Here is a 25,819-nt window from a genome sequence, read left to right as displayed (position 1 = left end):
ACCTCGGCGGCATACGGTCACCGTTGGGCGGGTACCAGGCGGGTGCCTGCCGCTCCGCCCACCCGCGGCACCGGACACCACAGATCGGAAACGAACACAATGCGTGACAGCTACCACGAGCAGCTCGACGACATCCTCGCCGAGCTGGAGCGGATGACCCGGACGGTGTCCACCGCCGTACGACGCTCGACGGCGGCGCTGCTGGAAGCCGACATCCGGAAGGCGGAGGAGGTCATCGCGGCCGACATCCAGCTGGACGCGGCCGGCGAGGGCGTCGAGGACAAGGTGTTCGAGCTGATGGCGCGGCAGTCGCCGGTCGCCAACGAGCTGCGGATGCTGGTCGCCGCGCTGCGGATGGTCGCGGACCTGGAGCGGATGGGCGACCTGGCCGCGCACGTGTCCAAGATCGCCCGGATGCGCTACCCGTCGCCGGCCATCCCGGACGAGCTGCACAACGTCATCGAGGAGATGGGCTCGGTGGCCGGCAAGATGGTCGACGCCGCCGGTGACGTGATCAAGTCCCGCGACGTCGAGGCGGCCGGCCGGCTGGAGGCCACCGACGACGAGATGGACAAGCTGCGGACCAACCAGTTCCGGCTGATGATGGACGACTCCTGGCCGCACGGCGTCGAGGTCGCGGTCGACATCGCCCTGCTCGGCCGGTACTACGAGCGCATCTCCGACCACGCCGTCTCGATGGCCCGCCGGGTCGTCTACCTGGTCACCGGCGAACTCCCGGTCGCCGTCGGCGGTACGGCAGCAGGCTCCGGCGCCGGCGCCTCCGCCCCGAACCCCAACGGCAACTGACCCCAGCCACACAAGGAGCCCTCGGCAACCATCAGGTTGTCGAGGGCTCCTTGCCTACTGCGGTCGGGGGTTGCCCACTGAGATTCTCAGTGGGCAACCCCCGAGCTGAGTGGGCAAGCGGTACCTTCGGGCATGGACGAATCAGTGACCGACCGGCTGGTGAGCACCGATGTGTCAGCGTTGAACGGTGCCGAGGTGCTTGCACATCTGGATGCGGTGGAGCAGCACCTGCGAACCCTGCAGCGGGCCCAGCTCGCTCTACTCGACGAGAACCCTCAGGTCGTCGAGCAGAGCCCCGAGCTACGTGCCCAACGCGACCACCTGCGCACCCTGAACCTCGACGAGCTCAACACCCCTGGCTCCTGACGGCCGACCCATCACTGCCGATCAGCGTCCCTGGCTCTTGACGGCTGACCCAGCACTGCCGACCTTCAGCGGCCCTGGATCTTGACGTCCTCGGTGGCGTGCTCGGTCGCCGAGCCAGTCTTCACGGTGCTTGCCGCCGAGTGCGCCGACTCGTGACCACGGCCTGCGCACCCGGCGAAGCCGGGCAATAAGGCAGCCGCGGCGGAGGCGCGGCCTTAGCGGCCCTGGTTCTTGACGGCTTCGATGGCTTCTTTGGCGGCGGTGGGGTCGAGGTACTCGCCGCCGGGGGTGACGGGGTTGAAGTCCTCGTCGAGCTCGTAGTACAGCGGGATGCCGGTCGGGATGTTCAGGCCGACGATGGTCGCCTCGTCCAGGTTGTCCAGGTGCTTGACCAGGGCCCGCAGCGAGTTGCCGTGGGCGGTGACCAGGACGGTCTTGCCGTCCCGCAGGTCCGGCACGATGGCGTCGTACCAGTAGGGCAGCATCCGCTCGACGACGTCCTTCAGGCACTCGGTCGACGGCAGCAGCTCCGACGGGAGCCCGGCGTACCGCGGGTCGCCGGCCTGGTCGTACTCCGAGCCGCGCTCGATCGGCGGCGGCGGGGTGTCGTAGGAACGGCGGAACAGCATGAACTGCTCCTCGCCGAGCTCCTCCAGGGTCTGCTTCTTGTCCTTGCCCTGCAGCCCGCCGTAGTGGCGCTCGTTCAGCCGCCAGGACCGCCGTACGTCGATCCACTGGCGCCCGGCCTCCTCGAGCGCGATGTTGGCGGTCCGGATGGCGCGGCGCAGCACCGAGGTGTGCAGGACGTCGGGCAGCAGTTCGCGCTCGAGCAGCAGCTGACCGCCGCGGTGCGCCTCCTCGACGCCCTGGGCGTTCAGGTCGACGTCGACCCAGCCGGTGAACAGGTTCTTGGCGTTCCAGTCGCTGTGGCCGTGGCGGAGCAGGATCAGGCGATAGGTCATGGCAGCAAGCCTACTGGGGCTCCAGCCAGCCCTTGAAAGCGTCCAGATTCCGGGTCGACTCACCGCGAGCGATCCGCCACTCGTACTCCTTGCGGATGGACGAGGCGAAGCCGAGCTCCAGGATCGTGTTGAACGACGAGTCGGCGTACTCGAGCACCGCGCCGAGCAGCCGGTCCACCTCGGTCGGGGTGATCGCGTGCAGCGGGACCCGGCCGTCCAGGTGGATGTCACCCAGGTGGTCGACGGCGAACGCGACGCCGTACATCTTCAGGTTCCGCTCCAGCAGCCAGCGATAGACGGCCTCGTGGTTCTCGTCCGGCTGCCGGGCGACGAACGCGTGCACGTGGACCGCCTGCGGGCCGACCGTCAACGTGACCGTCGTCTTCAGCTTCCGCTCCCCCGGCAGGTCCGCGGCGAACGCGCCCTCCTCACTCTCGGTGAACTCGAGGTCGTTCTCCTTCAGGACCTGGCGGATGACATCCGCGGCCGACACTCTCATCCAGCTACCTCCGTGGCCAGCTCGGCCGCCATCGTCTCCGCCGCGATCCGGTACGCGGCCAGCGTCTTGCGCGCGGTCAGCTCCCAGCCGAACCCCTGCGCGTGCTTGACCGCCGCCCGGCCCATGGTCTCGCGGGTGAGCGGATCCGTCGCGATCCGGGTCAGCGCGTCGGCGAAGTCGTCGACCCCGTGCCCGGGCACCAGCAGCCCGGTCTGCCCGTTCGCGACCGCGGTCGTCAGCCCGCCGACAGCCGCCGCGACCACCGGCGTACCGCAGGCCTGCGCCTCCAGCGCGACCAGCCCGAAGGATTCCGAGTACGACGGTACGCAGACGACCGACGCGGATCGGTACCAGTCCGCCAGCGCCGATCGCTCCATCGGCTTGACGAACCGGGTCACGTCGTCGACGCCCAAAGCCCGGGCCAGCTCCGCATGCGACTCGGGATGCTCCATGCCGTTCCCGGACGGTCCGCCGATCACCGCGACCACGAGCCGCGACCGCAACGACGGATCCCGCTCGAGCATCCGCGCGGCCGCCCGGATCAGCAGGTCCGGCGCCTTCAGCGGCTGGATCCGCCCGACGAACGCCAGTACGACGGCATCCTCGGGCAACCCGATCGACCGCCGGGCCGCCGCCTGGTCACCGGGGCTGAACATGTCCAGATCGACGCCCGGGTTGACCACACCGACCTTCGCGGGATGAGCGCCGTACAAGGTGATCAGCTCGTTGGCCTCGTCCTCGGTGTTGGCAAGCAGCCGGTCGGCGGCCTCGACCACCTGTTCCTCGCCGATCAGCCGAGCGGGCGGTTCGGGTACGTCGTCGTCCGCGAGGCTGGCGTTCTTCACCTTGGCCATCGTGTGCATGGTGTGGACCAGCGGGACGGCCCAGCGGTCGCGGGCGAGCAGGCCGACCTGGCCGGACAGCCAGTAGTGCGAGTGGATCACGTCGTAGTGCCCGGGCTCGTGGATCGCCTCGGCCCGCAGGACCGCGCGAGCGAAAGTGCACAGCTGCGCCGGCAACTCGTTCTTGGTCAGGCCTTCGTACGGACCGGCCGCGACGTTGCGGACCATCACGCCGGGCATCAGTTCGACGCGGGTGGGCAGGGCCGACGAGGTCGCCCGGGTGAACACGTCGACCTCGATCCCCAGGTCGGCGAGACGCTTCGACAGCTCGACCACGTAGACGTTCATCCCACCGGCATCTCCGGTACCCGGCAGATCCAGCGGCGACGTGTGCAGGCTGATCATCGCGACCCGCCGGAGAGGACGGTCTGCGGTGGGAACGGTCACCTCGTCAGCGTAACTCCGGCCGCACCGACGGAAATCGGGACTTCTCCCTAATCGTTCTTGGGCAGAGCGAGGGTCTGGCCGGTTTCGACGGCGGCTGCGACTCTGCGTGACAGGGCCGCGCGGAGGTCCGCGGTCTCCTTGCTGAGCTCCTCGATCAGGCCGCTGTGGCCGGCGACCTCGGTGCTGGACAGGAGTTCGACGTACCGATCGCGATCCTGGAGCGCACCCTCCAGCACGGTCTCGACCTTGAGTACGGCGTCGGCCTCGCGGACCTGGTCGGCGTACTGCTCCAGCTTGGCGACCTTCGTCTCCATCGCGGTCGCCGACAGTTCGAGGGCCTGGCGCTGCGGGTGGAGGACCGCTTCCAGGCGGGCGGACTGCAGTTCCTGCTCGATGTCGGCCTGCCGGGTGCGCAGCGACGACAGTTGCTGGAGGACGCGGCCGATGTCCCACAGCTGTTCGGGCAGGACCACGTCGTTCTTGGCCGCGTCGAGCAGGCCCTGCTTGTTCACCTCGGAGTCCTGGATCGCGTCGACCGCGCGCTGCGCCCGCCGCATCAGCGCGGTGGCGTCCTCGTCCCAGTCCTCGGCCAGCAGATACTTGCCCTGGTGCTTGCGGGCGACCGAGCGAGCCCTGGACTCGTCCGTCATCGCAGCGATCCCGGCGATGAACAGCAGAACGCCGAGCACCGCCGCGCCACCGCTCAGCCAGACAGCCAGGCCGTCGGGAAAGATCACGTACAGCAGCCAGCGCAGGGCCAGCCAGAGGCCGAACTCGATCGCGGCGAAGAAGACCAGACCACCGATCGTCTCGCCGACCGGCTGCCGCCCGACGACGTCCTGTTTCGGCGCGCTCGCGGGGATCAGGACATCCTGATGTTCGGTCAGCAGCGCCCGGGCCGCCTTCGGTACGTCGGGCGAGAAGAGCACGATCCGGTCAGCATCAGGCGACCCTGCGTCGTCAGGTTCAGTGTCCATCGCTCGCCCCCTCCCCGAAAACCTCGACGTTCTACTGTGCGGACTGGTTCCCGCTGATGGCAACCGGGCTGGGAGACTCGGAGGCATGACTTCGAATGCGCGTCCTCTTGCCGTCGTGACCGGAGCGAGCAGCGGGATCGGAGCCGCATCAGCGCGGCACCTGGCCCGCGAGGGGTTCGAGGTGATCTGCGCGGCCCGCCGGCTGGACCGGATCGAGGCGCTGGCCAAGGAGATCGACGGCCGGGCGGTGCAGTGCGACGTGACGTCGGCCGACGACGTCGCCGCGCTGACCGCGGCGGTCGGCGACCGGCTGGACCTGCTGGTGAACAACGCCGGCGGCGCGTTCGGCTTCGAGCCGGTCGCCGAGGCGGACCTGGAGGCCTGGCGGCAGATGTACGAGGTGAACGTGATCGGCGTCGCGGCCGTCACGAAGTCGTTGCTCCCGGCCCTGATCGCCGGGCGCGGCACGATCATCGTGATGGGCTCGACCGCCGGCCAGGTCGCCTACGAGGGCGGCGGCGGGTACGTCGCCGCCAAGCATGCCGCCAAGGCCGTCGTCGACACCCTCCGGCTGGAGCTGTACGACCAGCCGGTCCGGGTCTGCGAGATCGCCCCGGGCATGGTGCGCAGCGAGGGCTTCGCGCTGACCCGGTTCGACGGCGACCAGGCGAAGGCCGACGCCGTGTACGCCGGTGTCGCCGAGCCGCTCACCTCCGACGACATCGCCGACATCGTCGCCTGGATCGCCACCCGCCCGTCGCACGTGAACATCGACCGCCTCACGGTCCGTCCCCGTGCCCAGGCGGCCCAACACAAGGTCCACCGCGTTCAGTAGGGGTGCACCGCGGTGACATGGCGGCAGTGGATCAGTACGTCGAGCCACTCGGCAACACTGCTGCCAGTCATCCACGACGTCGCCCCGGCCTCCGGATACCCACGCGCCTTCGCCGTACCGTTCAACCACTCCCGTACGACGCCGTTGGCCGGCCTGCGGAGATCCAGACTGAAGGCGTCGGTCCCGCCCGCACGGAGCTGGTACTCGAACCAGTCCGGTCGATCTGCCGTGCATTATGTACGACGACCTGGTCGGGCAGATCACGGACCAACGCGTAGACCGCCCGCGCTTTGCTGATGTACGGCGCTTTGTCCTCGACCTCCTTCCAGTACCACCGGACGTACTTGCCCATGTCCGTCGTGTTCGGACGAATCGGCACCAGGCTCCGGCGGAGTTCCGCCAACCGGTCGGGCGCGTGACGGGCGACGTACCGCTCGATGGCGTCGTACGAGAGCTGCCGCGTCGCGTAGTACTCGACCCCGGCGAAGTACACCTTGTCGGGGGCCGCGTATCCGGGCAGCCTCAGTCCACCTACCGCGGCCGCGCCGAGCGCGCCGCCCAACAACGTTCTCCGGGAAACCGCAGTCTTTTCCATGCCTCCCAACACCGGCGTCCCGGCTTGGGCCGGGCATCCCTCAGTGGGCGGCATCGGTTGTACGCCGTACGTCGTATGACTTGGCGCGGAGGCGGTGGACTGGGGGTGAGGTGATCGGGAGTGGGTGGGGTGGGTCGGGGAGGGCGTAGCCGGTGTAGAGGCGGCGGCGGACTGCTTCGAGTGGGAAGGTGTCGCGGTAGATCGCGAGTTTGACGGTGACGCCTTCTAAGGTTGCTCTGAGCAACATTTCCTCGACGGCCGGGTCGGCGGCGCCGCGGTCGGCGAAGACGGCGCGGATGGCGTCCTCGACCTGGGCGAGGCGGGTGTTCTTGTCGGCTTCCACCTGGGCGAAGACGTCGTGGGTGGTGGGCTGCATCATCAGCGTGATGGCCAGGCGCTGGATCGGGAGTGTGGTGGCGGCTGCCATCAGGGCTCCGTCGATGATGCCGGCCAGGCGTTCGTCCGGGGTGCCTTGCAGGGTGAGGATCGCGGTGATGCCGTCGAGCCAGCGGTCCAGCAGCTCGGCGGCCAACTGCTCCTTGGTGGCGAAGTAGTAGGAGACCAGGCCGCGGGAGACGCCCGCGGCGGCGGTGATCTCGGAGATCGACGCGGCCTCGTAGCCCTTCGCGGCGAAGACCTCGAGCGCGGCGGCGAGGATGCGTTCACGGGAGCGTTCCCGCAGCTCCTGGTTCGCGGTGGCCGAACGCGGCACGGTTCCTTCCCCGATGCTGGTCGTGGCCCCGGAGGCCGAGCAACCCCCCACATCATGCTCGGCACTCCCGGGCGCGGACCCCCCCGTTGTTTCCGGACCCCTCCCCAGGCGTCCCGTCTATAGACTGGACGTCCAGTCAATCAAAGTCAAAGGGATGTCCGGATTCGTCGGCGGAGAGCTCTCGCCGGTAGGATGAGGACGCTGCGCCCTGTGTCGAGTGGCACGTGAACCAGCCGTAGCCACCGCCTGAAACCCTTCTGATTGCTTGGAGCGCTTCCCCATGCCTGTCCGTAACGACCTGCGCAACGTGGCCATCGTGGCCCACGTCGACCACGGGAAGACCACCCTGGTCGACGCGATGCTGTGGCAGTCCGGCGCCTTCGGCGCGCATCAGCACGTGGACGAGCGGGCGATGGACTCCGGCGACCTGGAACGTGAGAAGGGCATCACGATCCTGGCCAAGAACACCGCCGTCCGGCACAAGATGGCCAACGGCGAGCAGATGACCATCAACATCATCGACACCCCCGGTCACGCCGACTTCGGCGGCGAGGTCGAGCGCGGCCTGTCGATGGTGGACGCGATCGTGCTGCTGGTGGACGCCTCCGAGGGCCCGCTGCCGCAGACCCGGTTCGTGCTGCGCAAGGCGCTAGCCCGGCAGATGCCGGTGATCCTGGTGGTGAACAAAGTGGACCGCCCGGACGCCCGGATCGCCGAGGTCGTCGACGAGACGTACGAACTGTTCCTCGACCTGCTCGACCACGACGCGGACCAGAGCGCGCTCGACTTCCCGGTCGTGTACGCCTCCGCCCGGGCCGGCCGCGCGTCGCTGACCCAGCCGGCCGACGGCGGGATGCCGGACTCCGAGGACCTCGAGCCGCTGTTCGAGACCATCCTGAACAACGTGCCGGCCCCGACGTACGTCGAGGACGCTCCGCTGCAGGCGCATGTGACCAACCTGGACGCCTCGCCGTTCCTCGGCCGGCTCGCGCTGGTCCGCGTCCACGAGGGCACGCTGAAGAAGGGCGCCCAGGTCGCCTGGTGCAAGCACGACGGCTCCGTCGAGCGGGTCAAGATCACCGAACTGCTGATCACCGAGGCGCTCGAGCGGGTGCCCGGCGACTCGGCCGGCCCGGGCGACATCTGCGCGATCGCGGGAATCCCGGAGATCATGATCGGCGACACCCTGGCCGACCCGGAGAACCCGAAGCCGCTGCCGCTGATCACCGTGGACGAGCCGGCCATCTCGATGACGATCGGTACCAACACCTCGCCGCTGGCGGGCCGGGCCAAGGGCACCAAGGTCACCGCCCGGCTGGTCAAGGACCGGCTGGACAAGGAACTCGTCGGCAACGTGTCGATCAAGGTGCTGCCGACCGAGCGGCCGGACGCCTGGGAGGTGCAGGGCCGTGGTGAGCTGGCGCTGGCCATCCTGGTCGAGCAGATGCGCCGGGAGGGCTACGAGCTGACCGTCGGCAAGCCGCAGGTGGTCACCCGCGAGATCGACGGCAAGCGGCACGAGCCGGTCGAGCGGCTGACGATCGACTGCCCGGAGGAGTACCTCGGCACCGTCACCCAGCTGCTCGCGGTCCGCAAGGGCCGGATGGAGCAGATGACCAACCACGGCACCGGCTGGGTCCGGATGGAGTTCCTGGTCCCGGCCCGCGGCCTGATCGGGTTCCGCACCGAGTTCCTCACCGACACCCGCGGTACCGGTATCGCGCACCACGTGTTCGAGGGTTACGAGCCGTGGTTCGGCGAGCTGCGGACCCGGCCGAGCGGTTCGCTGGTGGCCGACCGGGCCGGCGCGGCGACGTCGTACGCGATGATCAACCTGCAAGAGCGCGGCACGCTGTTCGTCGAGCCGACCACCGAGGTGTACGAGGGCATGATCGTCGGCGAGAACTCGCGCAGCGACGACATGGACGTGAACATCACCAAGGAAAAGAAGATGACCAACGTCCGGTCGAACGCCGACGAGTTCGAGAAGCTGGTCCCGGCCCGCAAGCTGTCGCTCGAGCAGTCGCTGGAGTTCTGCCGCGAGGACGAGTGCGTCGAGGTCACGCCCGACGCCGTCCGGATGCGGAAGGTCGCGCTGACCCAGATCGAGCGCGCGAAACTCGGCCGCAAGAACAAGAGCTGAACCGGCGCCACCACCCACCCCGCAGCGTCCGCTGCGGGGTCAAGAGCACGAAGTGGACACGGTCGCACCTGTGGCGCGAAGTGAACTACATCGGTGTGATACACCAGTCTTCGGTCCGTGGCGGGGGAAGTATGTTCCGGATCGTTACCAACCAGACGTGAGGCACTGACGTCTGACTTGATGCAAGCACTCAGTTGGGGGAAGGACACAGGAAACATGGGCATTCTGCGTAAGCTCGGCGCCACCGTCACGGCTGCCGCGTTCGTGGGTGTAGGCGCACTGACCGCCGCCACGACGGCCGAGGCCGCCACGCTGGCACCGAAGATTGCGCCCCAGGTCGTGGTCGCGCCGCAGACGGCGACCGCGGCGGCGAGTTCGACCGCGGTCGTGCCGGGGAAGCTGCGGATCGACAAGCGCTGTATGACGAAGGGCCGGGTGCTGTGCCTGAACAAGCGCACCCGCAAGCTGGTGTACCTGGTGAACGGCAAGCCGATCCAGATCGCCGACGCCCGGTTCGGCGGCCGTAAGACGCCGACCCGCAACGGCGTCTTCAAGGTCTACCGCAAGTCGAAGAACCACGTGTCGTCGCTGTACAAGTCGCCGATGCCGTACGCGATGTTCTTCAGCGGCGGCCAGGCGGTCCACTACTCGTCGGACTTCAAGGCCCGCGGCTACAACGGCGCGTCGCACGGCTGCGCGAACATCCGGGACAAGAAGAAGATCGCCTGGATCTTCGCCCGGGTGAAGATCGGCGACAAGGTCGTCGTCTACAGCGCCTGACCCGCTTCGCAGCGGCCGGAGAGTGCTTACTCTCCGGCCGCTGTCGCGTTCTGGAAGGCCTTGTGGAGACGGGGTTCGACCAGACAGAAGGTCGCCGTCTCGACGCCGGTCGCCGTACGGCGAAGGGTCTGTACGGCGATGCCCGCCGCGGACTGGGCCGGCCAGCCGTAGATCCCGGCCGAGACCGCCGGCAGGGCGAGTGTCTTGACGCCCAGCTCGTCCGCGATCCGCAACGCGTTGCGGTAGCAGGACTCGAGCAGCGCCGGATCCCGTTGGCCGGCGGTGTAATTCGGCCCGACCACATGGATCACGTACGACGCCGGCAGCGCACCCGCGGTCGTCCACGCGGCCTCACCGGTCGCGGCACCGTGGGGATACCGCTCGATCAGCTCGGCCAGGATCTCGGGGCCACCGGCCCGGTGGATCGCACCGTCCACACCACCCCCGCCACGCAACGCGTGATGGGCCGCATTGACGATCGCATCCACGGGGACAGTGGTGATGTCCGCCGTACTCAGCACGATTTCCATCGCTGTTCCTCCGGTACGCTAAGGCGCCAACCAAAAGACCGGTGAGGACGTCCCACAAGTGTAGGGACGGGGTCTACACAAAGGGGTGTCCGATGCGCGGGCTGATCATTCGCAAGCTGGTGACTGGACTGGTCGTCGGCACCGGCATTGCGGCACTGCTCAGTTTCGGAACGAACGCCACCGCGGCTCCGAGTGATCTCAAGACCGTGCCGTTCGAGGTCAGCGGCGAACTGCCGATCTACCCGAAGGCCCTGTGGAAGAACGGGTCCACCGGGGCGAACGTGCGCAAGGTCGAGGCCCGGCTGATCCAGCTCAACCTGCTGGAGAAGCGCTACCTGGACAACGAGTTCGGCACCATGACCCGGTCCGCGGTGAAGAAGTTCCAGAAGTCCAAGGGCATTCCCCAGCTCGGGTACGTCGATCAGAACACCTTGGACCAACTGGTCGCGGCCACCCACGAGCCGACCCAGGCCGAGCTCTACCCGCCGGCTCCCGTGGTCAACGGCAAGAAGCTCGACGCGCGCTGCGCGACCGGCGTCGTACTGTGCATCGACAAGTCCACCCGCAAGCTGCGGTACGTCGTCGACGGCGTGGTGAAGATGCAGCTGGACGTGCGGTTCGGCGCGGTGAAGACGGCCACCCGCGAGGGCAGCTTCACGGTCGGCTGGAAGAGCCGCAACCACGTGTCGAAGCTGTACGACTCGCCTATGCCGTACGCGATGTTCTTCAGCGGCGGCCAGGCGGTGCACTACTCGTCGGACTTCGCGGCCCGCGGCTACAACGGCGCCTCGCACGGCTGCGTGAACGTGCGGGATCTGGGCAAGATCAAGATCCTGTTCGACCAGATCAACGTCGGCGACAAGGTCATCGTCTACCGGTCGTAGGTGCTTAGAGCGGGCGCGGGCCCCGGCGGCGACGGATCCCCCAGCCACCCCGGCCGCGACCGGCGGCCGCGCGCAGGGCCGGGCGGGCGTCGACCAGGTAGACCGCGGCGGCGACGATGCCGATCAGGCCGAAGAAGCTCAGCCAGCCCTGGAAGATCTGACTCAGCGTGAACACGCAGAGGATCAGCACCCAACCGGGCTTGGTCAGCTTGTCCGCGGCGACGAACACCGCCCGCGGCCGGAAGGCGGCATCGACCAGCGCGACCAGTTTGATCCCGAGCAGCACCCACCAGATGATCTCGAGCGGACCGGCGAACCCGGGAAAGAGGTTCGGGAACGTGGCGAGTGGGAGCATGCGTACGAGCGTACCCAAAGACCGGGCGGCCCACCTCTGCTGAGTGCAGATTGTGGGCCGCCCGGCCTGATGATTCACCCAGATGTGGGCAATTGTTACTGTCAGTCGCCGACCTTGGAGGCCGCGGCGCCCGCCGCCTTGGAGGCGGTCTTCGCGGTCTTGCGGGCGCTGGTGGTGGTCGCCTTGACGTTGCGGGTGGCGGTCTCGGCGGTCTTCTTCGCGGTGGTCCGGGTGGCCTTGGCCTTGCTCACCGTGGTCTTGGCCTGGGTGACCAGGTCCTCGGTGGCCTTCTGGCTGCGGATCCGCTCGACCAGGTCCTTGCCGCGGCCGGCCAGGTCCTCGTAGGTCTCCTCGGCCTGGCCGAGCACGGTGGTGAAACCGGCCTGCGCGGTGGCGGGCAGCTCACGCAGCTTGGCCGGGGCGGTCTTCGCGTCGGCGACGATGGCCTCGAAGCGCTTCTCGACCAGCTTGGCGAGCTCGGCCTGACGCTTGCTCAGCTCGGTCTGCGCCTTGGTGAGCTCGGTCTGCAGGGTCTTCTGGTCCAGCTTGGCGAACCGGGCGGTGACGTCGTCGCTGACCGCGCGGAACTTCTCCACCGCCAGGTCGCCGGCGCCGGCCAGGGCGTAGAACGGGGTGACGGGCGTACGGGTAGCCATCAGGCTTCTCCTCGGGATGTTTTTCAGCAGGAAGGATTACTTGGTGCGCTTTGTTGCAGGGGTCTTCTTGGCCGTCGACTTCTTCGCAGCAGCGGCAGCCGGTCTGGCAGGACCCGGCTTCTCGGCGGCCTCGTGGTCGGGGGCGGTGTCGGACTCGGGGGTGTTCTCCCGGACGAAGGACGCGTAGACGTCCAGCAGCACACGCTTCTGCCGCTCGTTCAGCGCTGGATCGAGCAGTACGGCGTCGACCACACCCGACGCACGCCGGGCACCGTCGGAGCTTTCGTCCGGATCGAGAATGCCGGCCCGTACGTACAGGGTCTCCGCGGAGATCCGCAACGCCTTCGCGAGCTGCTGCAGCACATCGGCCGACGGTTTCCGCAGGCCGCGCTCGATCTGGCTGAGGTACGGGTTCGACACACCGGCCAGGTCGGACAGTTGCCGCAACGACAACTGCGCGTGCCGCCGCTGCTCGGCGAGGTACTCCCCGACGGAGCCCACCGAACCGGCAACACGATCACTCAACTTGGCCACACACCCAGTGTGCTAGCAGCGTGCTTGCAATTGCAAGCAGAAGCGCCGTGAGCCCGCTCACGCGGGCCGATGACTAGCTGAAGGTTGAAGGATGGGGCTGTACGGCGCCGACGTCCACGCCACCGCCGTACAAGGGGAAGCGGGACTGCTGGTCGATCACCTCGTGCTCGAGACCGAGCTTCCGCAGTACGGCGGCCATCACCACGGCGCGTGCTCGCGGCGTACCGTCCTCGACCTTCAGTGCGATGCCACGGCCGTCCTCGAGACCGACGGCGTACACGCTCTCCGCGCCGACCTTGCAGAACAGGCCCGGGATGGCCCGCATGAGAGCGGCCTCGTCGCGCGTACTCCCGCTGGCGTACTCCGGGTACGCCCGGAACGCGTCCTTCACCTTGGCCTCGAACGTGCCCGGGGCAGCCGCCGCGAACAGACCAAAGGACCGGGCCAGGCCGGCCAGGCTGATGGCGAGGATCGGGGCGCCGCAACCGTCCACGGCAACGTACGAGACCTTCTCGCCGGCCGTGTCCTCGACCGCGGTCCGGATCACCTTCTGCAGTGGATGGTCGGGCGAGCGGTAATCGTCGATCGACCAGCCATTGAGCACGCAGGTCAGCAGCATCGCCGCGTGCTTACCCGAGCAGTTCATCGTGATCCGCTCCGGGCCGTGACCCGCGCGCACCCAAGCGTCCCGGGCAGTGTCCTCCAGCGGGTACGCCGGCGGCGTCTGCAGAGCCGACTCGTCCAGGTTTGCCAGCGCGAGGATCTCGCGTACGCCGTCCAGGTGGAACTGCTCGCCCGAGTGGGACGCGCCCGCGAGCGACAGCAGTTTGCCGTCGAGCGGGAGCCCGTGGCGGAGCATGCCGAGAGCCTGCATCGGCTTGTTCGACGAGCGCGGGAACATCGGCTGGTCCACCACACCGAGGGACCACTCGACGGCGCCGTCGGCATTCGTCACCACGACGGAGCCGCGGTGATGGCCCTCCACGAAGCCGCTGCGGACGACGTCGGCCAGGATCACAGGTTCGGTCACGGCTGAACTGTACAGGTGCAAAAAGGCGTTATGCCAATGATCCGGCTCACAGCCGGGCGCGGACGTGCAGCCCGGCCTCGGGGTCGACCAGAATCTCCTGGGTCGCGGTCACTGTCGGCTGATCCTCGGCAACAACTTCGAGTACGGCGTCCGGGTCGACGTTCCGCTTGACCATCGCCAGCGCGATCGGCCCGAACTCGTGATGCCGGGCCGCCGACCCGATGAACCCGACCTGCTTCTCCCCCGCGCGTACGGCGTACCCGTGAGCCGGCAGGTGGTCGACCGAACCGTCCAGATGCAGCCGGACCAACCGGCGCGGCGGACGACCCAGGTTGTGCACCCGGGCGACTGTCTCCTGACCGCGGTAGCAGCCCTTGTTCAGGTGGACGCCGACGCCGAGCCAGCCCACCTCGTTCGGGATCGCGCGCTCGTCCGTGTCCAGGCCGAACCGCGGCGCGCCCGCCTCGATCCGGAGCGCCTCGTACGCCCAGATCCCGGCGACCGGTCCTTCCAGAGCGGCCAACTCGGCACGCGGGAGGAACACCTCATGCCCACCCAGCGAGTCCTCACCGCTGCGAGTCAAAAGGTCACCCCCAGCGGGCCCAGGGCGCCAGATGATCGCGTAGTCGTCGGTCACGTCGGTGATCTCGACGCGGGACATGAACACCATCTTCTGCAGCCACTCGATCATCGCCGCGGCCGCGCCGGGCTCGGTGTGCAGCCAGAAGGTCTCGCCGTCGTCGACGCCGTACATCACGTGCTCGATGTGACCCGTCGGCGACAGCAGCAGCGCGGTTGTCGACGTACCGGGCTTCAGGCCCTCGAAATACTGCGTGGTCAGCGCGTGCAGCCAGGTCAGGCGGTCCGGGCCGCTGATCTTGACGACGTCGCGGTGCGACAGGTCGACGAATCCGTTGCCGTCCGCCAGGGTCCGCTGCTCCCGCAGGTCGGACCCGTAGTGGGCCGCGACGCCGGCGTCGACTCCGTCGGCCTCGACCGCGCCGGGCCGGTCCAGCAGGGGGCTGCGCTTCAGTGACATGTCACCAGAGTACGTCGGGTGGCGTACGGCGATCGCCTCCCACCGTGGGATGTGGACACCACCCGGTCCCGGACAGCCTGGAGCTACCAAAATCTCGAAGGGAGCAAGGGGATGAGCGACAGGCGATTCCGGTTCGGCGTGGTGGGCAGTCCGGCGACCGCGGAGCAATGGACCACGACCGTACGCCGGGCGGCCGACATCGGTTACTCGAGCGTGCTGATGCCCGACGGACTGCAGTTGCCGTCGCCGTTCGCATCCCTCGCGATGGCCGCGACGCTCGCGGACATCCGGGTCGGCACCTTCGTGGCCGCGGCGCCGCTGCGGACACCCCGGCAAGCGGCCTGGGACGCGCACACGCTGACCGTGCTGACCGACGGCCGGTTCGACTTCGGTATCGGCACCGGACGGCCGGGCACCGACCAGCAGGCGGCCGAGCTCGGGCTGCCATTCGGGTCCGGCAAGGAGCGTCGCGACCAGGTGCGGGAGACCCTGGACATCCTGGAGCGGCTCGACGGCGACCGTCGTACGCCGATCATGCTGGCCGCCGGCGGACCGCGGGCGCTGGCCCTGGCGGCCGCACGGGCCGACATCGTGTCGATCGCCAAGGACGCGATGACACCACGGGCGGACGTCCTGCGGTTGGTCCGGGACCTGCGCGAGCTGGCCGGACCGCGCGCGGACCAGATCGAGCTGGCGATGAACCTGTTCGCGGCCGGGACGCGCGAGCTGCCGCCGTGGACGCAGCAGGCTGCCGGGGTGTCACCCGAGGAGCTCGAGGCAAGCGACTCGCTGATGATGCTGCGCGGCACGCCTCAGCAGATGGTGGACGAGCTGCAGCGACGCAGAGATGAGTTCGGTACGACGTACATCACGGTCAACGCGACGTACCTCGAAGACCTGGCTCCGGTGGTCGAAAAGCTCGCCGGAAGCTGACAAAGCGCTGCCCGCCGGTCTGTGGCCCGGCGGGCAGCGCTTGGAGGGGTGGAGAGGTGGCTAGTGGCTCGGACCGCTGTCCAGTGCCGGAGCGGCGGTCTGCGGTACGTCGCCGGCGTGGGTGTCACCGGCGGCGAAGGCGGCCTCGTCGAACGGATCCTCGCCGGCGAACACCTGCCGGGCCTGGTCCTTGTCGAACTCGCCGACCCAGTGCCCGACCAGGACGGTGGCGACCGCGTTACCGGCGAAGTTCGTCAGCGCCCGGGCCTCCGACATGAACCGGTCGATGCCGACGATCAGGCCAACGCCGTCGACCAGGTCCGGCCGGTGCGACTGCAGCCCGCCGGCCAGGGTGGCCAGACCGGCGCCGGTGACACCGGCGGCACCCTTCGACGCGATGATCATGAACGCCAGCAGGGAGATCTGCTGGCCGAGCGAGAACGGCTGGTCCATCGCCTCGGCGATGAACAGCGACGCCATGGTCAGGTAGATCGCGGTGCCGTCCAGGTTGAACGAGTATCCGGTCGGGACGGTGATGCCGACCACGGACTTGTCCACGCCGAGGTGTTCCATCTTCCCGATCAGCCGCGGCAGCGCGGTCTCCGAGGACGAGGTCGACACGATCAGCAGGAACTCGCGACCGAGGTACTTCAGCAGCTGGAAGATCGACAGCCCGGTGACCACCCGAAGAAGGGTGCCCAGGACAACGATCACGAAGAGCAGGCAGGTCAGGTAGAACGCGAGCATGATCTTCAGCAGGCTGACCAGTGCGGTCGAGCCGGCCGCGCCGACGACCGCGGCGATCGCGCCGAAGGCACCGATCGGGGCCGCCCACATGATCATCGACAGCACCTTGAACACCAGCCGCTGGATGTGGCCGATGCCGTCCAGGATCGGCTGTCCGGCGCGGCCCATCGACTGCAGCGCGAAGCCGACCAGCAGCGCGACCAGGACGGTCTGCAACACGTAGCCCTCGGTCAGCGCCGAGACCAGCGTCTTCGGGATGATCCCGAGCAGGAACTCCGTCGTACCCTCATGCGCGCCGGCGGCCTGCTTCTGGCCGGCTTCGCGCAGCTTGTCGGTCAGGTTCAGACCGGAACCGGGCTGGACCAGGTTGCCGACCACCAGGCCGATCGCGAGCGCGGCCGTCGACATCACCAGGAAGTAGACGAGCGCCAGTCCGCCGACCTTGCCGACACTGGCGGCCTTGCGGACCGAGCCGATGCCGAGCACCAGGGTGCAGAAGATGACCGGGCTGATCAGCATCTTGATCAGGTTGACGAAACCGGTGCCGATCGGTTTCAGCTCGACCGCGAAGTTCGGGAAGAGGAACCCGACACCGATGCCGAGCAGTACGGCGACGATGACGGCGATGTAGAGGAAGTGGGTCCGGTCGTTGCGAACCGGCGTCGGTCGGGAATCTTGAGGGCTCGACATGGTGGGGACTCCTGTATCGGCCAGGCGGGCTGTACCTGAGTAACTGTGACGTGACGCACAGGGGAACAGCTCATTTCGTTCATATCGTTCGCCACAGCGGACCAGTGACACCGCTGGAATGCACAAAACCGTCCGTCGCGTGCAAACTGTCCGCATGAACCACCGGCCGTGGGAACTGCGCCGCCAGGTGCTCTGGCTGCAGACCGTCACGGCCCTGGTGTTGATCGCGATGGTCTGGATCACGATGATCGCCCAGTCCCGGACCCAGGCCGACCGCGACGCCGCGGCCGCCGGCGTCGCCCCGCCCAGCTGGGGGGAGCTGATCCGGCTCGACATCCGCTCGATGCTCGGCGTCGCCAGCCTGATGCTCGGCGTCGCGATCGCCGGCAACGCCCTGGTCTCCTGGCGGGTACGGCGGGCCACCCGCGGCATCGGCACCCAGGCACTGGCCCGGATGCTCGACTTCTACGAGGGCGTCCTGCGCGCCGCCCGCGAAGGGCTGATCCTGCTCGACGCCGACGGCCGGGTCCAGCTCGTCAACGACGAGGCCCGTCGACTGCTCGGCCAGGGGATCATCGAACCCGGCACTCCGATCAAGGATCTCCATCTGGGCACCACTCTGTCCGAGTTGCTGACCGCTGGGCGGACGGCGTACGACGAACTCCACCTCGGCGCCGAGGGTGTCGTCGTCGTCAACCAGCAGCCGGCCCGGTCCGGGCGGATCGTCACGCTCCGGGACCACACCCAGCTGCAGCGGCTGCTAGGCGAGCTGGACGCGGTCCGCAGTCTGGCCGAATCCCTGCAGGCGCAGAACCACGAGGCCTCGAACCGGCTGCACACGGTGGTCAGCCTGATCGAGATCGGCAAGCCGGAGAAGGCCCGCGAGTTCGCGGTGTCGGAGCTGCAGTTCGCCCAGGCGATGACGGACCGCGTGGTCGGCACGGTCGGCGACCCGGTGCTCGCGTCGCTGCTGCTGGCCAAGCTGTCCCAGGCCCAGGAACGCGGCGTCGCACTCACCTTGGAGCTCGGTCAGGAGTCGCTCAACACCCGGTTGCCGGCGCAGGACGTGGTCACGGTCGTCGGCAACCTGCTCGACAACGCCATCGAGGCCGCCCGCGGCGGATCCGCTCCACGCCGGGTCGAGTTGCGCGCGGGTACGACGGCGGACGCGATCGACCTCGCCGTCACGAACACGGGTGCCGAGCTGGGCGCGGTCGAGCTGGCCCACATGTTCGATCGCGGCTGGACCACAAAGGCGGAGCCGGGTCACGGCCTCGGGCTCGTACTGGTCCGCAGTACGGTCGAGCGCTGGCAGGGCTCGCTGATGGTCGATCCGGATTCCGAGCTGGACGACGTACCGGCGCTGACTGTGCGGGTCCGGCTGCCGCGGGCGGTGGACGCCAGTGCCTGACCTGCGGGTCCTCGTCGTCGAGGACGACCCGGTCGCCGCGGAGGCCCACCGCACGTACGTCGACCGGCTGCCCGGCTTCACGTGTCTCGGCGTCGCCGGTACTGCGGCCCGCGCGCTGCAGGTGCTGGCCCGGGGGGAGGTGGACCTGGTGCTCCTGGACATGAACCTCCCTGACGGTCACGGCCTGGACGTGGTTCGGCGAATGCGGGCCCTGGGCAACCAAACTGACGTGGTCGCGGTGACGTCGGCGCGAGAGGTGTCCGCAGTGCAGGCGGCGGCCCGGATCGGCGTGGTGCAGTACGTGCTGAAACCCTTTGCCTATGAGACTTTGCGGGATCGGCTGACGGCGTACGCCCGGCAACGGAAGGCGGCCGAGTCGGGTCAGGTGGTCGCCGATCAGGACGAGGTGGACCGGTTGTTGCACCCGGCAACCGTCTCGTCGTCGGTGCCGAAGGGGCTGGCCGGATCGGTGCTGGATCGCGTCGTGCAGCTGCTCGGCAACCGGGAGGGCTGGACCGCCGAGGAGGTCGCCGCCTCGATCGGCACCTCACGCATCACCGCGCGCCGCTACCTGGAACACCTCGCCGACCAGGGCCAAGCACTCCGCACCCAACGCTACGACGGCCGCAGCGGCCGCCCGAAGGTCGAGTACTCCTGGGTCGCCGAAAGCTAGCGTCCGAAGATCCGTGGCCTATAGCCCTCGGTTCTTCGGACGTAACGGGATCAGGATCGGACGAGGGTGGCCCAGAGGTGGGGCTGGAGGGGCTGGCCCTCGGCGGCCATGTCGTAGGCCCACATCAGTTCGCCCTTGACCAGGCCGTAGAGGCGGTGGCCGGCGCTGACCTCTTTGGCCGTCTCGGTGCGGGCGACGACGTCGGTGCGCATCTCGATCTTGGCGCCCTCGATCTCGCCGTACCAGATCTCGGCGAAGCCGGTCGGGTGCGCGAGGATCACCTCGAGCTTGTTCTCCGGCTTCGGCCGCCAGAACCCGGTCTCGACCGCGAGCGGGCGTTCCTTCGTGCCGTCCTCGCCGACCACGTAGGTCTGGCTGACGTAGTGCAGGTAGGGCTTGCCGTTGTGGCTGAAGTCGATCTGCTGCCCGAACTCGAACTTCTCGATCGTCGGGTAGTCCCCGTGACCGCGGCCCTCCCAGCGGCCGAGCAGCCAGGCCAGCGGCATCAGGTCCGGGTGGAGGTCCTGCGGGATCTCGAAGGCCATCTCAGTTCGCGCTGCGGCCGCGGTAGAGCCGGTAGACGACGAACGCCGAGAACCAGGCCATGAACACAGTGACCAGGATCAGCAGGGTGGTGAAGACGACATGCAGCACGGTCGTCAGTCTAGAGGATGCCGGCGAGGGCCTTGGGCTACCGTGGCGTGATGTCCCGCACGCTGGTGATCAAGCTGACCGCAGGCGCCGAAGAGCCCGAACGCGCCAACCAGGCATTCACGGTGGCCGCGACGGCCGTGGCTGCTGGAGCCACGGTGTCACTGTGGCTGACCGGGGAGGCGGTGTGGTTCGCCGTACCTGGTCGGGCTGAGGCCTTCGAGTTGCCGCACGCGGCGCCGCTGGCAGAGCTGGTCGCTGCCGTACTGGAAGGTGGTCAGCTGACCGTCTGCACGCAGTGCGCCAAGCGTCGCGAGCTGACCTCGGACGACCTGCTTCCGGGCGCTCGTGTCGCGGGGGCTCCGGCGTTCACGGAGGAGATCCTGGCGGACAACGCCCAGGCGATCGTGTATTGAGCCCGCCATTGGGCTCGCGGTGGACTTACTCCTTCTTCCGAGTACGCTCCGGGCCGGAACTTTCCTGACCTCGGCTGCCTCGATCGGCGTGTGCCTGGCGAAGCGCGTGGCCACTCCTGGCTCCGTGCGACGCCTCTGTGGCTTCCGTCCCCTGTGCCTGGGCTGCCGGTCGTGGGGAGCCGGCCTGGGCGACACCGGCGGCGGCCAGGTGCCTGTTGCGCTGCTCCTCTGGATCCGGCGCCTCACGACCAGGCGATCGCTCACCACGCTGAGCCCGCTGCTCGGCCAGATTCTCCTCGAGCGGACCCGCCTGAACCCCGACCTGCGCCTGCCCCGAACCGGCGCTCGGCACACTCGCCCCAGCCTCCTGGCCCTCCGCACCCGCCTGCTGCTCCTGGACACCCTCTTGGCCAGGCCCCTGCTGCTCACCGGTCTGCTCCGGCCCCTGCAATCCCTGCCCCTGGGCGCGCGACTCCGGCTCCCGCAGTTCCTGGCCGGGCTGCTCCTGCCCCTGCAACTCCTGGCCACGCTCATCCTGGCCGCGCTGCTCGCCGGCCTGCTCCGGCAGCTCTTGATCCTGCTCCTGGCCCGGCAGATCCTGGCCCTGCAGATCCTGGCCCGGCGGATCCTGGGTCGGCAGATCCTGGCCCTGCAGATCCTGGGCCGGCAGATCCTGGGCCGGCAGATCCTGGGCCGGCAGATCCTGGGCCGGCTGATCCTGGGCCGGCTGATCCTGGGTCTGGTGGTCCTGGTCCGGCTGCGGTTGCCGTGGGTCGTCCGCGCGCAACGCCTCCTGCTCGTTGGCCGGCTCCTGCTGCCGGTCGACGTTCTCCGCGAGCGGCTCCTCGTGACCGACCTCGTCCTCATTGGCGACCTCAGGCTCTGACCGCTCCTGGTCCCGCTCGGCCTGCTGCTCCTCCTCGCGGTCGGCCACCTCGTCGGCAACGACTGCCGCCGTACCCGCCGCGGCTGCCGCCGTACCAACGCCGGGCCCGTCCTGTTCCTGCTCGCGATCCCGGCGGCGCTCGTCTTCCTTCTTCTGCTCCTCCTGCGCGGCCTGCTCGTTCCGCTCCCGCTCGCGGTCGTTGGCCGCCGCCTCCAGCTCGTCCGCCCGCTCTGTGTCCGCGGCCGCCTCATCGGCTCGCTCGTCCGTGTCGAGCCTGCCGTCCCGATCGAAGTCCTCACGATCCTGCCGCGCGTCGGGAATGCCGTCCTGATCGACGTCTTCCCGCAGCTCCTCGGCCTGCCGGTCGAGCTCCGCCTGGGTCCGCTGGATCTCGCCCATCGCTGCGAGGTTCTCCTGCTGGATCCGCACGTTCTCGTCGTGCAGGTCCTGGATCTGCCGCTCCAGCTGTGCCCACTGGGCGGCCCGGTCCGGGTCGTTGTTCAGCAACCGGTCGAGGTCGGGGTTGTGCTGCCGGGCGTTGCGCATCTGCTCCAGCAAGACACGCGCCTGTCGCTGGCGGGCGACACGGTTCGCCATCAGGCGACGCAGCCACTGGATCTGCGTCCGCAGCGCGCCCAGCGTCTGTTCGAAGATCTGTTCCGCTTCGGCCATCACGCCACCTCGCTCGCATAGACGGAGTACCCGAAGCCGGCCTGAGTTTCTTCCGGCCCGGGCTGTGTCGCGTACAGGTGAAACTCGGCGCCCGGCCGCAGCCAGACTGCCAGATGGCGACGGCGTCCCCGCCACTCGAGAGGAATCCGCGGGTCGGTCCCCGGACCGACGAACACCGGGTCACCCCAGTGCTTCCGCGCCAGCGCGAGCTGCCCGGGCCAGTAGGAGTCGAGCCCTTCCTCGGCGTCGGCCACCTCGGCCGGCGCGATCTCGTACGCCGACCAGCCGCTGCGCGGACTCTCCGGGAGTACGGCGTCCGGCAGCACGAGCATCACGGTCTCGCGCGGGGTGACCAGGCCCCAGGTGTAGCGGCTGGGATCGATGTTGCCGGGAGCCCACGGACGCCAGCCGGTGACCGCGGTGACCCGGGAGACGAGCGCTCGGATCGCGTCCAGCCCGGTTCCCGGCGGTCCCCAGACGGATCTCCAGTCGGAGACCTCGGCCAGGTCGGCCATGGCGCGCTCGTCATCGTCGGACGATCGCAGCTGCGTCTTCACCCGTCGACTCCTCTCCTCAACCCGCCAAGCCTAAGCCCCTCCCGGTGCCACCACCTCCCGACAGACGCACGGCCTCGGCAGCCGGATCCCGGCACCGTACACAAGAACGGGTAGTGGTCTGTCGGCCCGGCGATCCACCGACCGCGGAGGGCTGGAGAACCGGTCGGCCGGGCCACTACCACCCGTCCGTCGGTACATCTCCAACATTGCCTAAGGCAACTGTCAGCGCTTGAGGTTGAGCAGTTCGCGCGCCTCGTCGGGCGACATCGGCGGGCGCTGCACGAGAGTCGCGAGGGCCGCGGCCCGCTCGACCAGCTCGGCGTTGTGGGTGACCGGCTGCCCCTTGGCCAGGGTCAGCGTGTCCTCCATCCCGACCCGCAGGTGGCCGCCCTTCGACAACGCAGCCAGCGCGACCGGCAGCGTCGTACGCCCGACTCCCGTCGCCGACCAGGACGTGACCGCGCTCGGCAGAGCGTTGACCGCGGCAACCAAGGCGTCCGTCGTACCAGGCATGCCACCCGGTACGCCCATCACCAGGTCGCAGTGCACGCGGCCGCCGTACGGCAGGCCGAACTTGTCCAGCAGCCGATGCAGCGCGGCCACATGCCCGAGGTCGAACAGCTCGAACTCCGGCACGACCTCGCGCTCCTGGGTCAGCCGATAGAGCTCGGTCACGAACGGCCACGGGTTCATGAACACGTCGTCACCGAAGTTCACCGTGCCCATCGTCAGCGAGCACGAGTCCGGCGCGGCGTCCAGCACGCGGAGCCGGTGGTCGAGCGGATCGGTCACCGCACCGCCAGTCGACAGCTGCACGATCAGCGCCGTGTTTTCCCGGACCGCGGCGACCGTCTCGGTCAGCCGGCCGAGGTCCAGCGTCGGCCGGTGCTCGCCGTCCCGGATGTGGATGTGGATCATCGCGGCCCCGGCGGCCTCGCACCGCTTCGCCGTCTCCACCAGCTCGTCGAGGGTGGTCGGCAGCGCCGGACAGTCCGCCTTGGCGGTCTCGGCGCCGGTGGGTGCGACAGTGATCAGAGTCGAAGCCATGAACAGATCCTGCCAGATCCGGTCTATTGACGGGACATTTGCCTGCTGAACACCCTGATTACCGGACGATCTCCCGCGCGGCAGGATGGACGCATGAGAGCAGTGGTACAGCGGGTCAGCCAGGCATCGGTCACCGTCGAGGGCGAGGTGGTCGGCGCGATCGACGAGCCGGGGCTGCTGGTCCTCCTCGGCGTCACCCACGACGACACCGAGGAGAAGGCGAAGGCCCTCGCCGCGAAGATCTGGACCGTCCGCATCCTCCGGGACGAACGCTCCTGCGCGGACGAACAGGCACCGATCCTGGCCATCAGCCAGTTCACCCTGTACGCCGACACCCGCAAGGGCCGCCGCCCGTCCTGGAGCGCCGCCGCCCCCGCCTCGGTCTCCGAACCCTTGTACGACGCCTTCTGCACCGCCCTCGAGTCCCTCGGCGCCAAGGTGGAACGCGGCCGCTTCGGCGCCCACATGGACGTAGCCCTGACCAACGACGGCCCGGTCACCCTGATCCTCGACGCCTGAACCGCGGACAACGAACGGCCCCGGCTGGATCCTGGGGATCCAGCCGGGGCCGGTGTGTTGTGTCTGAATCGGTGAGGTTCGACTCAGAAAGGTGCGTCCAGCTGGATCAGCCGATGACGCCGGCGGCCGAGTGGCCGACGATGACCTTGGTGTTCAGGCTGTACACGTCGATCACCAGAGCGTTGACCGCGATGTAGCGCTGCTGCTTCACGATCTGGTTGAAGGTCAGCCGGGCGATCCCCGGGATCTCCAGCGTGCTGTTCGGCTTGTTCGGCACGGCGTAGGTCTTGTTGCCGACCTTGATCGAAGCGACGGTCCCGGACCAGTCCAGACCGACCTTGCCGTCCTTGGTCTTCCACGCCGCGGCCGAGGACTCGATCGCGCCGATCGACAGGTTGCCGACCTTCACGCCCGCGGTGTGCGCGGTGAACTTCACCGCGGACTTGTCCAGGCTCATGTAGCCGTTCTTCGTGGTGTAGACCGCACCCACGTAGGCGACCTTCGGGATGACCAGCTCGCCGACCGCATTCCGGATCGTCTTGCCCTCAGTGCCCTGGCAGGTGGACTGGTACGACGTCGGACCGGACACGACCAGCTTGTCCACGTGCGCCTTGGTGCCGTAGGCGTCACCGATCACCATCGCGGTGGCCGGCTTGGTGATCTCCGCGCGGGTCTTCAGCACCGCGACGTCGACACCCTCGGGGATGTACTGGTTCTTCACGTTCGCGTGCAGCACGACGGCCTGCGCGTACGAGTAGATGCCGGTGTTCGTCTTCACGCCACCGACGCGGTTCAGCACGATGTAGCCGAGGCCCGGGACTGCGACCTTGGTGTTCGGCTCGGGCTTGAGCAGCGACGGCACCGAGACGGCACCGATCTTCACGCCGGCGAAGGTGGTGCTGCCGGTGTAGGAGAGCTTGCCGTTCTTGTACACCGACGTGGTGGTGGTCTTCACACCCGTCAGGTGCAGCAGGTTGCCGAGCTTGATGTCGACCGCGGTCGCGTTGCTGGTGACACCGTTGCCGCTCTTGTTGTTGAACGAGTGGGTGTCGGTCCGCACCGTACGCGCGATCGCGTGGTTGTTGACGTTCGCCGCGGCGAGGTCGTTCTTGTCGAACCGGTTCGAGTCCGTGGTGCAGCTGATCTGGCTGACCACCTGCGGGCCGCTGTTCGCCAGGCCCGACTGGACGTCGGTGCCGAACGCGTAGCCGCTGTACCCGAAGACGGGCGACGCGGACGCCGAGCCCGACGTCAGCGCAATCGTAGAAGCCACGCCGACAACCGCCGCGACTCCGACGGCAGCGAGCTTCTTGTATCCGATGCGGGGTCTCATGACCCCTCCTCCCTGAGTGATGACGTGACCCGGATGGCGGGCCAGGACACAGACACAACTCAGTCGGTTGCGGTAGGTAACGAGAACGTTCCGCTCCGAGACCAAACCGTTACATCCAGGCTCGACCCGCAAGATTCCCGGGGTGCACCCGTAACTCCGGGATGATGCCGAAAACCCCTGTGGACAAACTGCTTTCGGACATGCCGAAGGGTCCGGACGCGCAAGGTCCGGACCCTTCGGGCCATACAAGGTGAACCGCCATCAGGGTGGTGCCGCCATCTGGCGGTAGCA

30 protein-coding genes are annotated in these 25,819 nt (G+C 68.5%); 11 read left to right on the top strand and 19 right to left on the bottom strand.

The window, feature by feature from the left end; all coding sequences use genetic code 11:
• The first annotated feature begins 99 nt into the window (after positions 1-99).
• Both phoU and V9K99_RS22560 read left to right on the top strand, forming a co-directional pair.
• Positions 100-807 (top strand): phosphate signaling complex protein PhoU, encoded by a 708-nt coding sequence (gene phoU / locus V9K99_RS22565; protein ID WP_337006063.1) that lies wholly within the window; start codon positions 100-102, stop codon positions 805-807.
• Positions 808-939: 132 nt separating this feature from the next.
• Positions 940-1,173: a hypothetical protein gene (locus V9K99_RS22560; RefSeq protein WP_337012718.1), complete on the top strand. Its 234-nt coding sequence runs from the start codon at positions 940-942 to the stop codon at positions 1,171-1,173.
• Between the two features lie 215 nt (positions 1,174-1,388).
• Here the strand turns inward: V9K99_RS22560 and V9K99_RS22555 are convergent, their stop codons facing one another.
• The 4 genes from V9K99_RS22555 to V9K99_RS22540 form a co-directional block, all read right to left on the bottom strand.
• Positions 1,389-2,135: a phosphoglyceromutase gene (locus V9K99_RS22555; RefSeq protein WP_337012720.1), complete on the bottom strand. Its 747-nt coding sequence runs from the start codon at positions 2,133-2,135 to the stop codon at positions 1,389-1,391.
• Positions 2,136-2,145: 10 nt separating this feature from the next.
• A complete protein-coding gene (locus V9K99_RS22550) occupies positions 2,146-2,634 on the bottom strand; it encodes a YbjN domain-containing protein (RefSeq protein WP_337012722.1) in 489 nt (162 codons plus the stop codon).
• Positions 2,631-3,881: a D-inositol-3-phosphate glycosyltransferase gene (gene mshA, locus V9K99_RS22545; protein ID WP_442914778.1), complete on the bottom strand. Its 1,251-nt coding sequence runs from the start codon at positions 3,879-3,881 to the stop codon at positions 2,631-2,633. The genes V9K99_RS22550 and mshA overlap by 4 nt, the downstream gene beginning before the upstream one ends.
• 89 nt (positions 3,882-3,970) lie before the next feature.
• Complete coding sequence (locus tag V9K99_RS22540) at positions 3,971-4,900, bottom strand: hypothetical protein (protein ID WP_337012725.1); 930 nt, start codon at positions 4,898-4,900, stop codon at positions 3,971-3,973.
• Positions 4,901-4,985: 85 nt separating this feature from the next.
• Here V9K99_RS22540 and V9K99_RS22535 point away from each other — a divergent pair, with 85 nt between their 5' ends.
• On the top strand, positions 4,986-5,735 hold the full coding sequence (locus tag V9K99_RS22535) for an SDR family oxidoreductase (protein ID WP_337012727.1): 750 nt from the start codon (positions 4,986-4,988) through the stop codon (positions 5,733-5,735).
• On the opposite strand, the gene V9K99_RS22530 is transcribed toward V9K99_RS22535, so the two are convergent.
• The 3 genes from V9K99_RS22530 to V9K99_RS22520 are packed head-to-tail and all read right to left on the bottom strand — an operon-like array spanning position 5,729 to position 7,042.
• A complete protein-coding gene (locus V9K99_RS22530) occupies positions 5,729-5,860 on the bottom strand; it encodes a hypothetical protein (RefSeq protein ID WP_337012729.1) in 132 nt (43 codons plus the stop codon). The genes V9K99_RS22535 and V9K99_RS22530 overlap by 7 nt on opposite strands.
• On the bottom strand, positions 5,857-6,330 hold the full coding sequence (locus V9K99_RS22525) for a hypothetical protein (RefSeq protein ID WP_337012731.1): 474 nt from the start codon (positions 6,328-6,330) through the stop codon (positions 5,857-5,859). The genes V9K99_RS22530 and V9K99_RS22525 overlap by 4 nt, the downstream gene beginning before the upstream one ends.
• 40 nt (positions 6,331-6,370) lie before the next feature.
• A complete protein-coding gene (locus V9K99_RS22520; protein ID WP_337012733.1) occupies positions 6,371-7,042 on the bottom strand; it encodes a TetR/AcrR family transcriptional regulator in 672 nt (223 codons plus the stop codon).
• 280 nt (positions 7,043-7,322) lie between these two features.
• Between V9K99_RS22520 and typA the strand changes: the two genes are divergently transcribed.
• On the top strand, positions 7,323-9,185 hold the full coding sequence (typA, locus tag V9K99_RS22515) for a translational GTPase TypA (RefSeq protein WP_337012735.1): 1,863 nt from the start codon (positions 7,323-7,325) through the stop codon (positions 9,183-9,185).
• Between the two features lie 216 nt (positions 9,186-9,401).
• Positions 9,402-9,965: a L,D-transpeptidase gene (locus V9K99_RS22510; RefSeq protein ID WP_337012737.1), complete on the top strand. Its 564-nt coding sequence runs from the start codon at positions 9,402-9,404 to the stop codon at positions 9,963-9,965.
• A 26-nt stretch (positions 9,966-9,991) separates the two neighbouring features.
• Here V9K99_RS22510 and V9K99_RS22505 read toward each other — a convergent pair whose 3' ends face one another.
• A complete protein-coding gene (locus V9K99_RS22505; protein WP_337012739.1) occupies positions 9,992-10,495 on the bottom strand; it encodes an O-acetyl-ADP-ribose deacetylase in 504 nt (167 codons plus the stop codon).
• Positions 10,496-10,587: 92 nt separating this feature from the next.
• On the opposite strand from V9K99_RS22505, the gene V9K99_RS22500 reads away from it, so the two are divergent.
• A complete protein-coding gene (locus tag V9K99_RS22500) occupies positions 10,588-11,379 on the top strand; it encodes a L,D-transpeptidase family protein (protein WP_337012741.1) in 792 nt (263 codons plus the stop codon).
• Positions 11,380-11,383: 4 nt separating this feature from the next.
• On the opposite strand, the gene V9K99_RS22495 is transcribed toward V9K99_RS22500, so the two are convergent.
• The 5 genes from V9K99_RS22495 to ygfZ all read right to left on the bottom strand — a co-directional run bounded on the left by V9K99_RS22495 (position 11,384) and on the right by ygfZ (position 14,993).
• Positions 11,384-11,734, bottom strand: a complete 351-nt coding sequence (locus tag V9K99_RS22495) for a DUF2516 family protein (RefSeq protein WP_337012743.1) — start codon at positions 11,732-11,734, stop codon at positions 11,384-11,386.
• A gap of 101 nt (positions 11,735-11,835) precedes the next feature.
• Positions 11,836-12,390: a hypothetical protein gene (locus V9K99_RS22490; RefSeq protein WP_337012745.1), complete on the bottom strand. Its 555-nt coding sequence runs from the start codon at positions 12,388-12,390 to the stop codon at positions 11,836-11,838.
• 36 nt (positions 12,391-12,426) lie between these two features.
• Positions 12,427-12,924 (bottom strand): helix-turn-helix domain-containing protein, encoded by a 498-nt coding sequence (locus tag V9K99_RS22485; RefSeq protein ID WP_337012747.1) that lies wholly within the window; start codon positions 12,922-12,924, stop codon positions 12,427-12,429.
• A gap of 73 nt (positions 12,925-12,997) precedes the next feature.
• A complete protein-coding gene (locus V9K99_RS22480) occupies positions 12,998-13,954 on the bottom strand; it encodes an asparaginase (RefSeq protein WP_337012749.1) in 957 nt (318 codons plus the stop codon).
• 46 nt (positions 13,955-14,000) lie between these two features.
• The gene (gene ygfZ, locus V9K99_RS22475; RefSeq protein WP_337012751.1) at positions 14,001-14,993 is read right to left on the bottom strand and encodes a CAF17-like 4Fe-4S cluster assembly/insertion protein YgfZ; all 993 of its coding nucleotides are present in this window, start codon (positions 14,991-14,993) and stop codon (positions 14,001-14,003) included.
• A gap of 111 nt (positions 14,994-15,104) precedes the next feature.
• Between ygfZ and V9K99_RS22470 the strand changes: the two genes are divergently transcribed.
• Positions 15,105-15,926, top strand: a complete 822-nt coding sequence (locus V9K99_RS22470) for an LLM class flavin-dependent oxidoreductase (RefSeq protein ID WP_337012753.1) — start codon at positions 15,105-15,107, stop codon at positions 15,924-15,926.
• Positions 15,927-15,986: 60 nt separating this feature from the next.
• Here V9K99_RS22470 and V9K99_RS22465 read toward each other — a convergent pair whose 3' ends face one another.
• Positions 15,987-17,363 (bottom strand): cation:dicarboxylate symporter family transporter, encoded by a 1,377-nt coding sequence (locus V9K99_RS22465; RefSeq protein ID WP_337012755.1) that lies wholly within the window; start codon positions 17,361-17,363, stop codon positions 15,987-15,989.
• A gap of 154 nt (positions 17,364-17,517) precedes the next feature.
• On the opposite strand from V9K99_RS22465, the gene V9K99_RS22460 reads away from it, so the two are divergent.
• Both V9K99_RS22460 and V9K99_RS22455 read left to right on the top strand, forming a co-directional pair.
• Entirely contained in the window at positions 17,518-18,774 is a 1,257-nt protein-coding gene (locus tag V9K99_RS22460; RefSeq protein WP_337012757.1) for a sensor histidine kinase, read from the top strand.
• Entirely contained in the window at positions 18,767-19,447 is a 681-nt protein-coding gene (locus V9K99_RS22455; RefSeq protein WP_337012759.1) for a response regulator, read from the top strand. The genes V9K99_RS22460 and V9K99_RS22455 overlap by 8 nt, the downstream gene beginning before the upstream one ends.
• 50 nt (positions 19,448-19,497) lie before the next feature.
• Here the strand turns inward: V9K99_RS22455 and V9K99_RS22450 are convergent, their stop codons facing one another.
• Positions 19,498-19,992 carry an FABP family protein gene (locus tag V9K99_RS22450; protein WP_337012761.1) on the bottom strand — a complete coding sequence of 165 codons (495 nt, stop codon included), beginning with the start codon at positions 19,990-19,992 and terminating at the stop codon, positions 19,498-19,500.
• 159 nt (positions 19,993-20,151) lie between these two features.
• On the opposite strand from V9K99_RS22450, the gene V9K99_RS22445 reads away from it, so the two are divergent.
• Positions 20,152-20,514: a DsrE family protein gene (locus tag V9K99_RS22445; RefSeq protein WP_337012763.1), complete on the top strand. Its 363-nt coding sequence runs from the start codon at positions 20,152-20,154 to the stop codon at positions 20,512-20,514.
• Positions 20,515-20,539: 25 nt separating this feature from the next.
• Here the strand turns inward: V9K99_RS22445 and V9K99_RS22440 are convergent, their stop codons facing one another.
• From V9K99_RS22440 to V9K99_RS22430, 3 genes are all read right to left on the bottom strand, one after another.
• A complete protein-coding gene (locus V9K99_RS22440; protein ID WP_337012764.1) occupies positions 20,540-22,072 on the bottom strand; it encodes a hypothetical protein in 1,533 nt (510 codons plus the stop codon).
• Positions 22,072-22,629 (bottom strand): hypothetical protein, encoded by a 558-nt coding sequence (locus V9K99_RS22435; RefSeq protein ID WP_337012766.1) that lies wholly within the window; start codon positions 22,627-22,629, stop codon positions 22,072-22,074. The genes V9K99_RS22440 and V9K99_RS22435 overlap by 1 nt, the downstream gene beginning before the upstream one ends.
• 222 nt (positions 22,630-22,851) lie before the next feature.
• Positions 22,852-23,676 carry a 3-keto-5-aminohexanoate cleavage protein gene (locus tag V9K99_RS22430; RefSeq protein ID WP_337012769.1) on the bottom strand — a complete coding sequence of 275 codons (825 nt, stop codon included), beginning with the start codon at positions 23,674-23,676 and terminating at the stop codon, positions 22,852-22,854.
• Positions 23,677-23,769: 93 nt separating this feature from the next.
• Between V9K99_RS22430 and dtd the strand changes: the two genes are divergently transcribed.
• Positions 23,770-24,195: a D-aminoacyl-tRNA deacylase gene (gene dtd, locus V9K99_RS22425; RefSeq protein WP_337012771.1), complete on the top strand. Its 426-nt coding sequence runs from the start codon at positions 23,770-23,772 to the stop codon at positions 24,193-24,195.
• Between the two features lie 106 nt (positions 24,196-24,301).
• Here dtd and V9K99_RS22420 read toward each other — a convergent pair whose 3' ends face one another.
• Positions 24,302-25,528, bottom strand: coding sequence for a choice-of-anchor P family protein (locus V9K99_RS22420; RefSeq protein WP_337010171.1), 1,227 nt, complete (start codon positions 25,526-25,528; stop codon positions 24,302-24,304).
• Positions 25,529-25,819 lie beyond the last annotated feature (291 nt).

Origin of the sequence: Kribbella sp. CCNWLW201, from assembly GCF_037203805.1 — a bacterium.
GTDB lineage: Bacteria > Actinomycetota > Actinomycetes > Propionibacteriales > Kribbellaceae > Kribbella.
The sequence above is the reverse complement of the archived record's forward strand: the minus strand, read 5'-3'. Positions and strand labels throughout refer to the sequence as shown.

Coding starts and splice junctions, on each gene's coding strand:
- phoU (WP_337006063.1), top strand. CDS start 100: ATGCGTGACAGCTACCACGAGCAGCTCGACGACATCCTCGCCGAGCTG.
- V9K99_RS22560 (WP_337012718.1), top strand. CDS start 940: ATGGACGAATCAGTGACCGACCGGCTGGTGAGCACCGATGTGTCAGCG.
- V9K99_RS22555 (WP_337012720.1), bottom strand. CDS start 2,135: ATGACCTATCGCCTGATCCTGCTCCGCCACGGCCACAGCGACTGGAAC.
- V9K99_RS22550 (WP_337012722.1), bottom strand. CDS start 2,634: ATGAGAGTGTCGGCCGCGGATGTCATCCGCCAGGTCCTGAAGGAGAAC.
- mshA (WP_442914778.1), bottom strand. CDS start 3,881: ATGATCAGCCTGCACACGTCGCCGCTGGATCTGCCGGGTACCGGAGAT.
- V9K99_RS22540 (WP_337012725.1), bottom strand. CDS start 4,900: ATGGACACTGAACCTGACGACGCAGGGTCGCCTGATGCTGACCGGATC.
- V9K99_RS22535 (WP_337012727.1), top strand. CDS start 4,986: ATGACTTCGAATGCGCGTCCTCTTGCCGTCGTGACCGGAGCGAGCAGC.
- V9K99_RS22525 (WP_337012731.1), bottom strand. CDS start 6,330: ATGGAAAAGACTGCGGTTTCCCGGAGAACGTTGTTGGGCGGCGCGCTC.
- typA (WP_337012735.1), top strand. CDS start 7,323: ATGCCTGTCCGTAACGACCTGCGCAACGTGGCCATCGTGGCCCACGTC.
- V9K99_RS22510 (WP_337012737.1), top strand. CDS start 9,402: ATGGGCATTCTGCGTAAGCTCGGCGCCACCGTCACGGCTGCCGCGTTC.
- V9K99_RS22505 (WP_337012739.1), bottom strand. CDS start 10,495: ATGGAAATCGTGCTGAGTACGGCGGACATCACCACTGTCCCCGTGGAT.
- V9K99_RS22500 (WP_337012741.1), top strand. CDS start 10,588: ATGCGCGGGCTGATCATTCGCAAGCTGGTGACTGGACTGGTCGTCGGC.
- V9K99_RS22495 (WP_337012743.1), bottom strand. CDS start 11,734: ATGCTCCCACTCGCCACGTTCCCGAACCTCTTTCCCGGGTTCGCCGGT.
- V9K99_RS22490 (WP_337012745.1), bottom strand. CDS start 12,390: ATGGCTACCCGTACGCCCGTCACCCCGTTCTACGCCCTGGCCGGCGCC.
- ygfZ (WP_337012751.1), bottom strand. CDS start 14,993: ATGTCACTGAAGCGCAGCCCCCTGCTGGACCGGCCCGGCGCGGTCGAG.
- V9K99_RS22470 (WP_337012753.1), top strand. CDS start 15,105: ATGAGCGACAGGCGATTCCGGTTCGGCGTGGTGGGCAGTCCGGCGACC.
- V9K99_RS22465 (WP_337012755.1), bottom strand. CDS start 17,363: ATGTCGAGCCCTCAAGATTCCCGACCGACGCCGGTTCGCAACGACCGG.
- V9K99_RS22460 (WP_337012757.1), top strand. CDS start 17,518: ATGAACCACCGGCCGTGGGAACTGCGCCGCCAGGTGCTCTGGCTGCAG.
- V9K99_RS22450 (WP_337012761.1), bottom strand. CDS start 19,992: ATGGCCTTCGAGATCCCGCAGGACCTCCACCCGGACCTGATGCCGCTG.
- V9K99_RS22445 (WP_337012763.1), top strand. CDS start 20,152: ATGTCCCGCACGCTGGTGATCAAGCTGACCGCAGGCGCCGAAGAGCCC.
- V9K99_RS22440 (WP_337012764.1), bottom strand. CDS start 22,072: ATGGCCGAAGCGGAACAGATCTTCGAACAGACGCTGGGCGCGCTGCGG.
- V9K99_RS22430 (WP_337012769.1), bottom strand. CDS start 23,676: ATGGCTTCGACTCTGATCACTGTCGCACCCACCGGCGCCGAGACCGCC.
- dtd (WP_337012771.1), top strand. CDS start 23,770: ATGAGAGCAGTGGTACAGCGGGTCAGCCAGGCATCGGTCACCGTCGAG.
- V9K99_RS22420 (WP_337010171.1), bottom strand. CDS start 25,528: ATGAGACCCCGCATCGGATACAAGAAGCTCGCTGCCGTCGGAGTCGCG.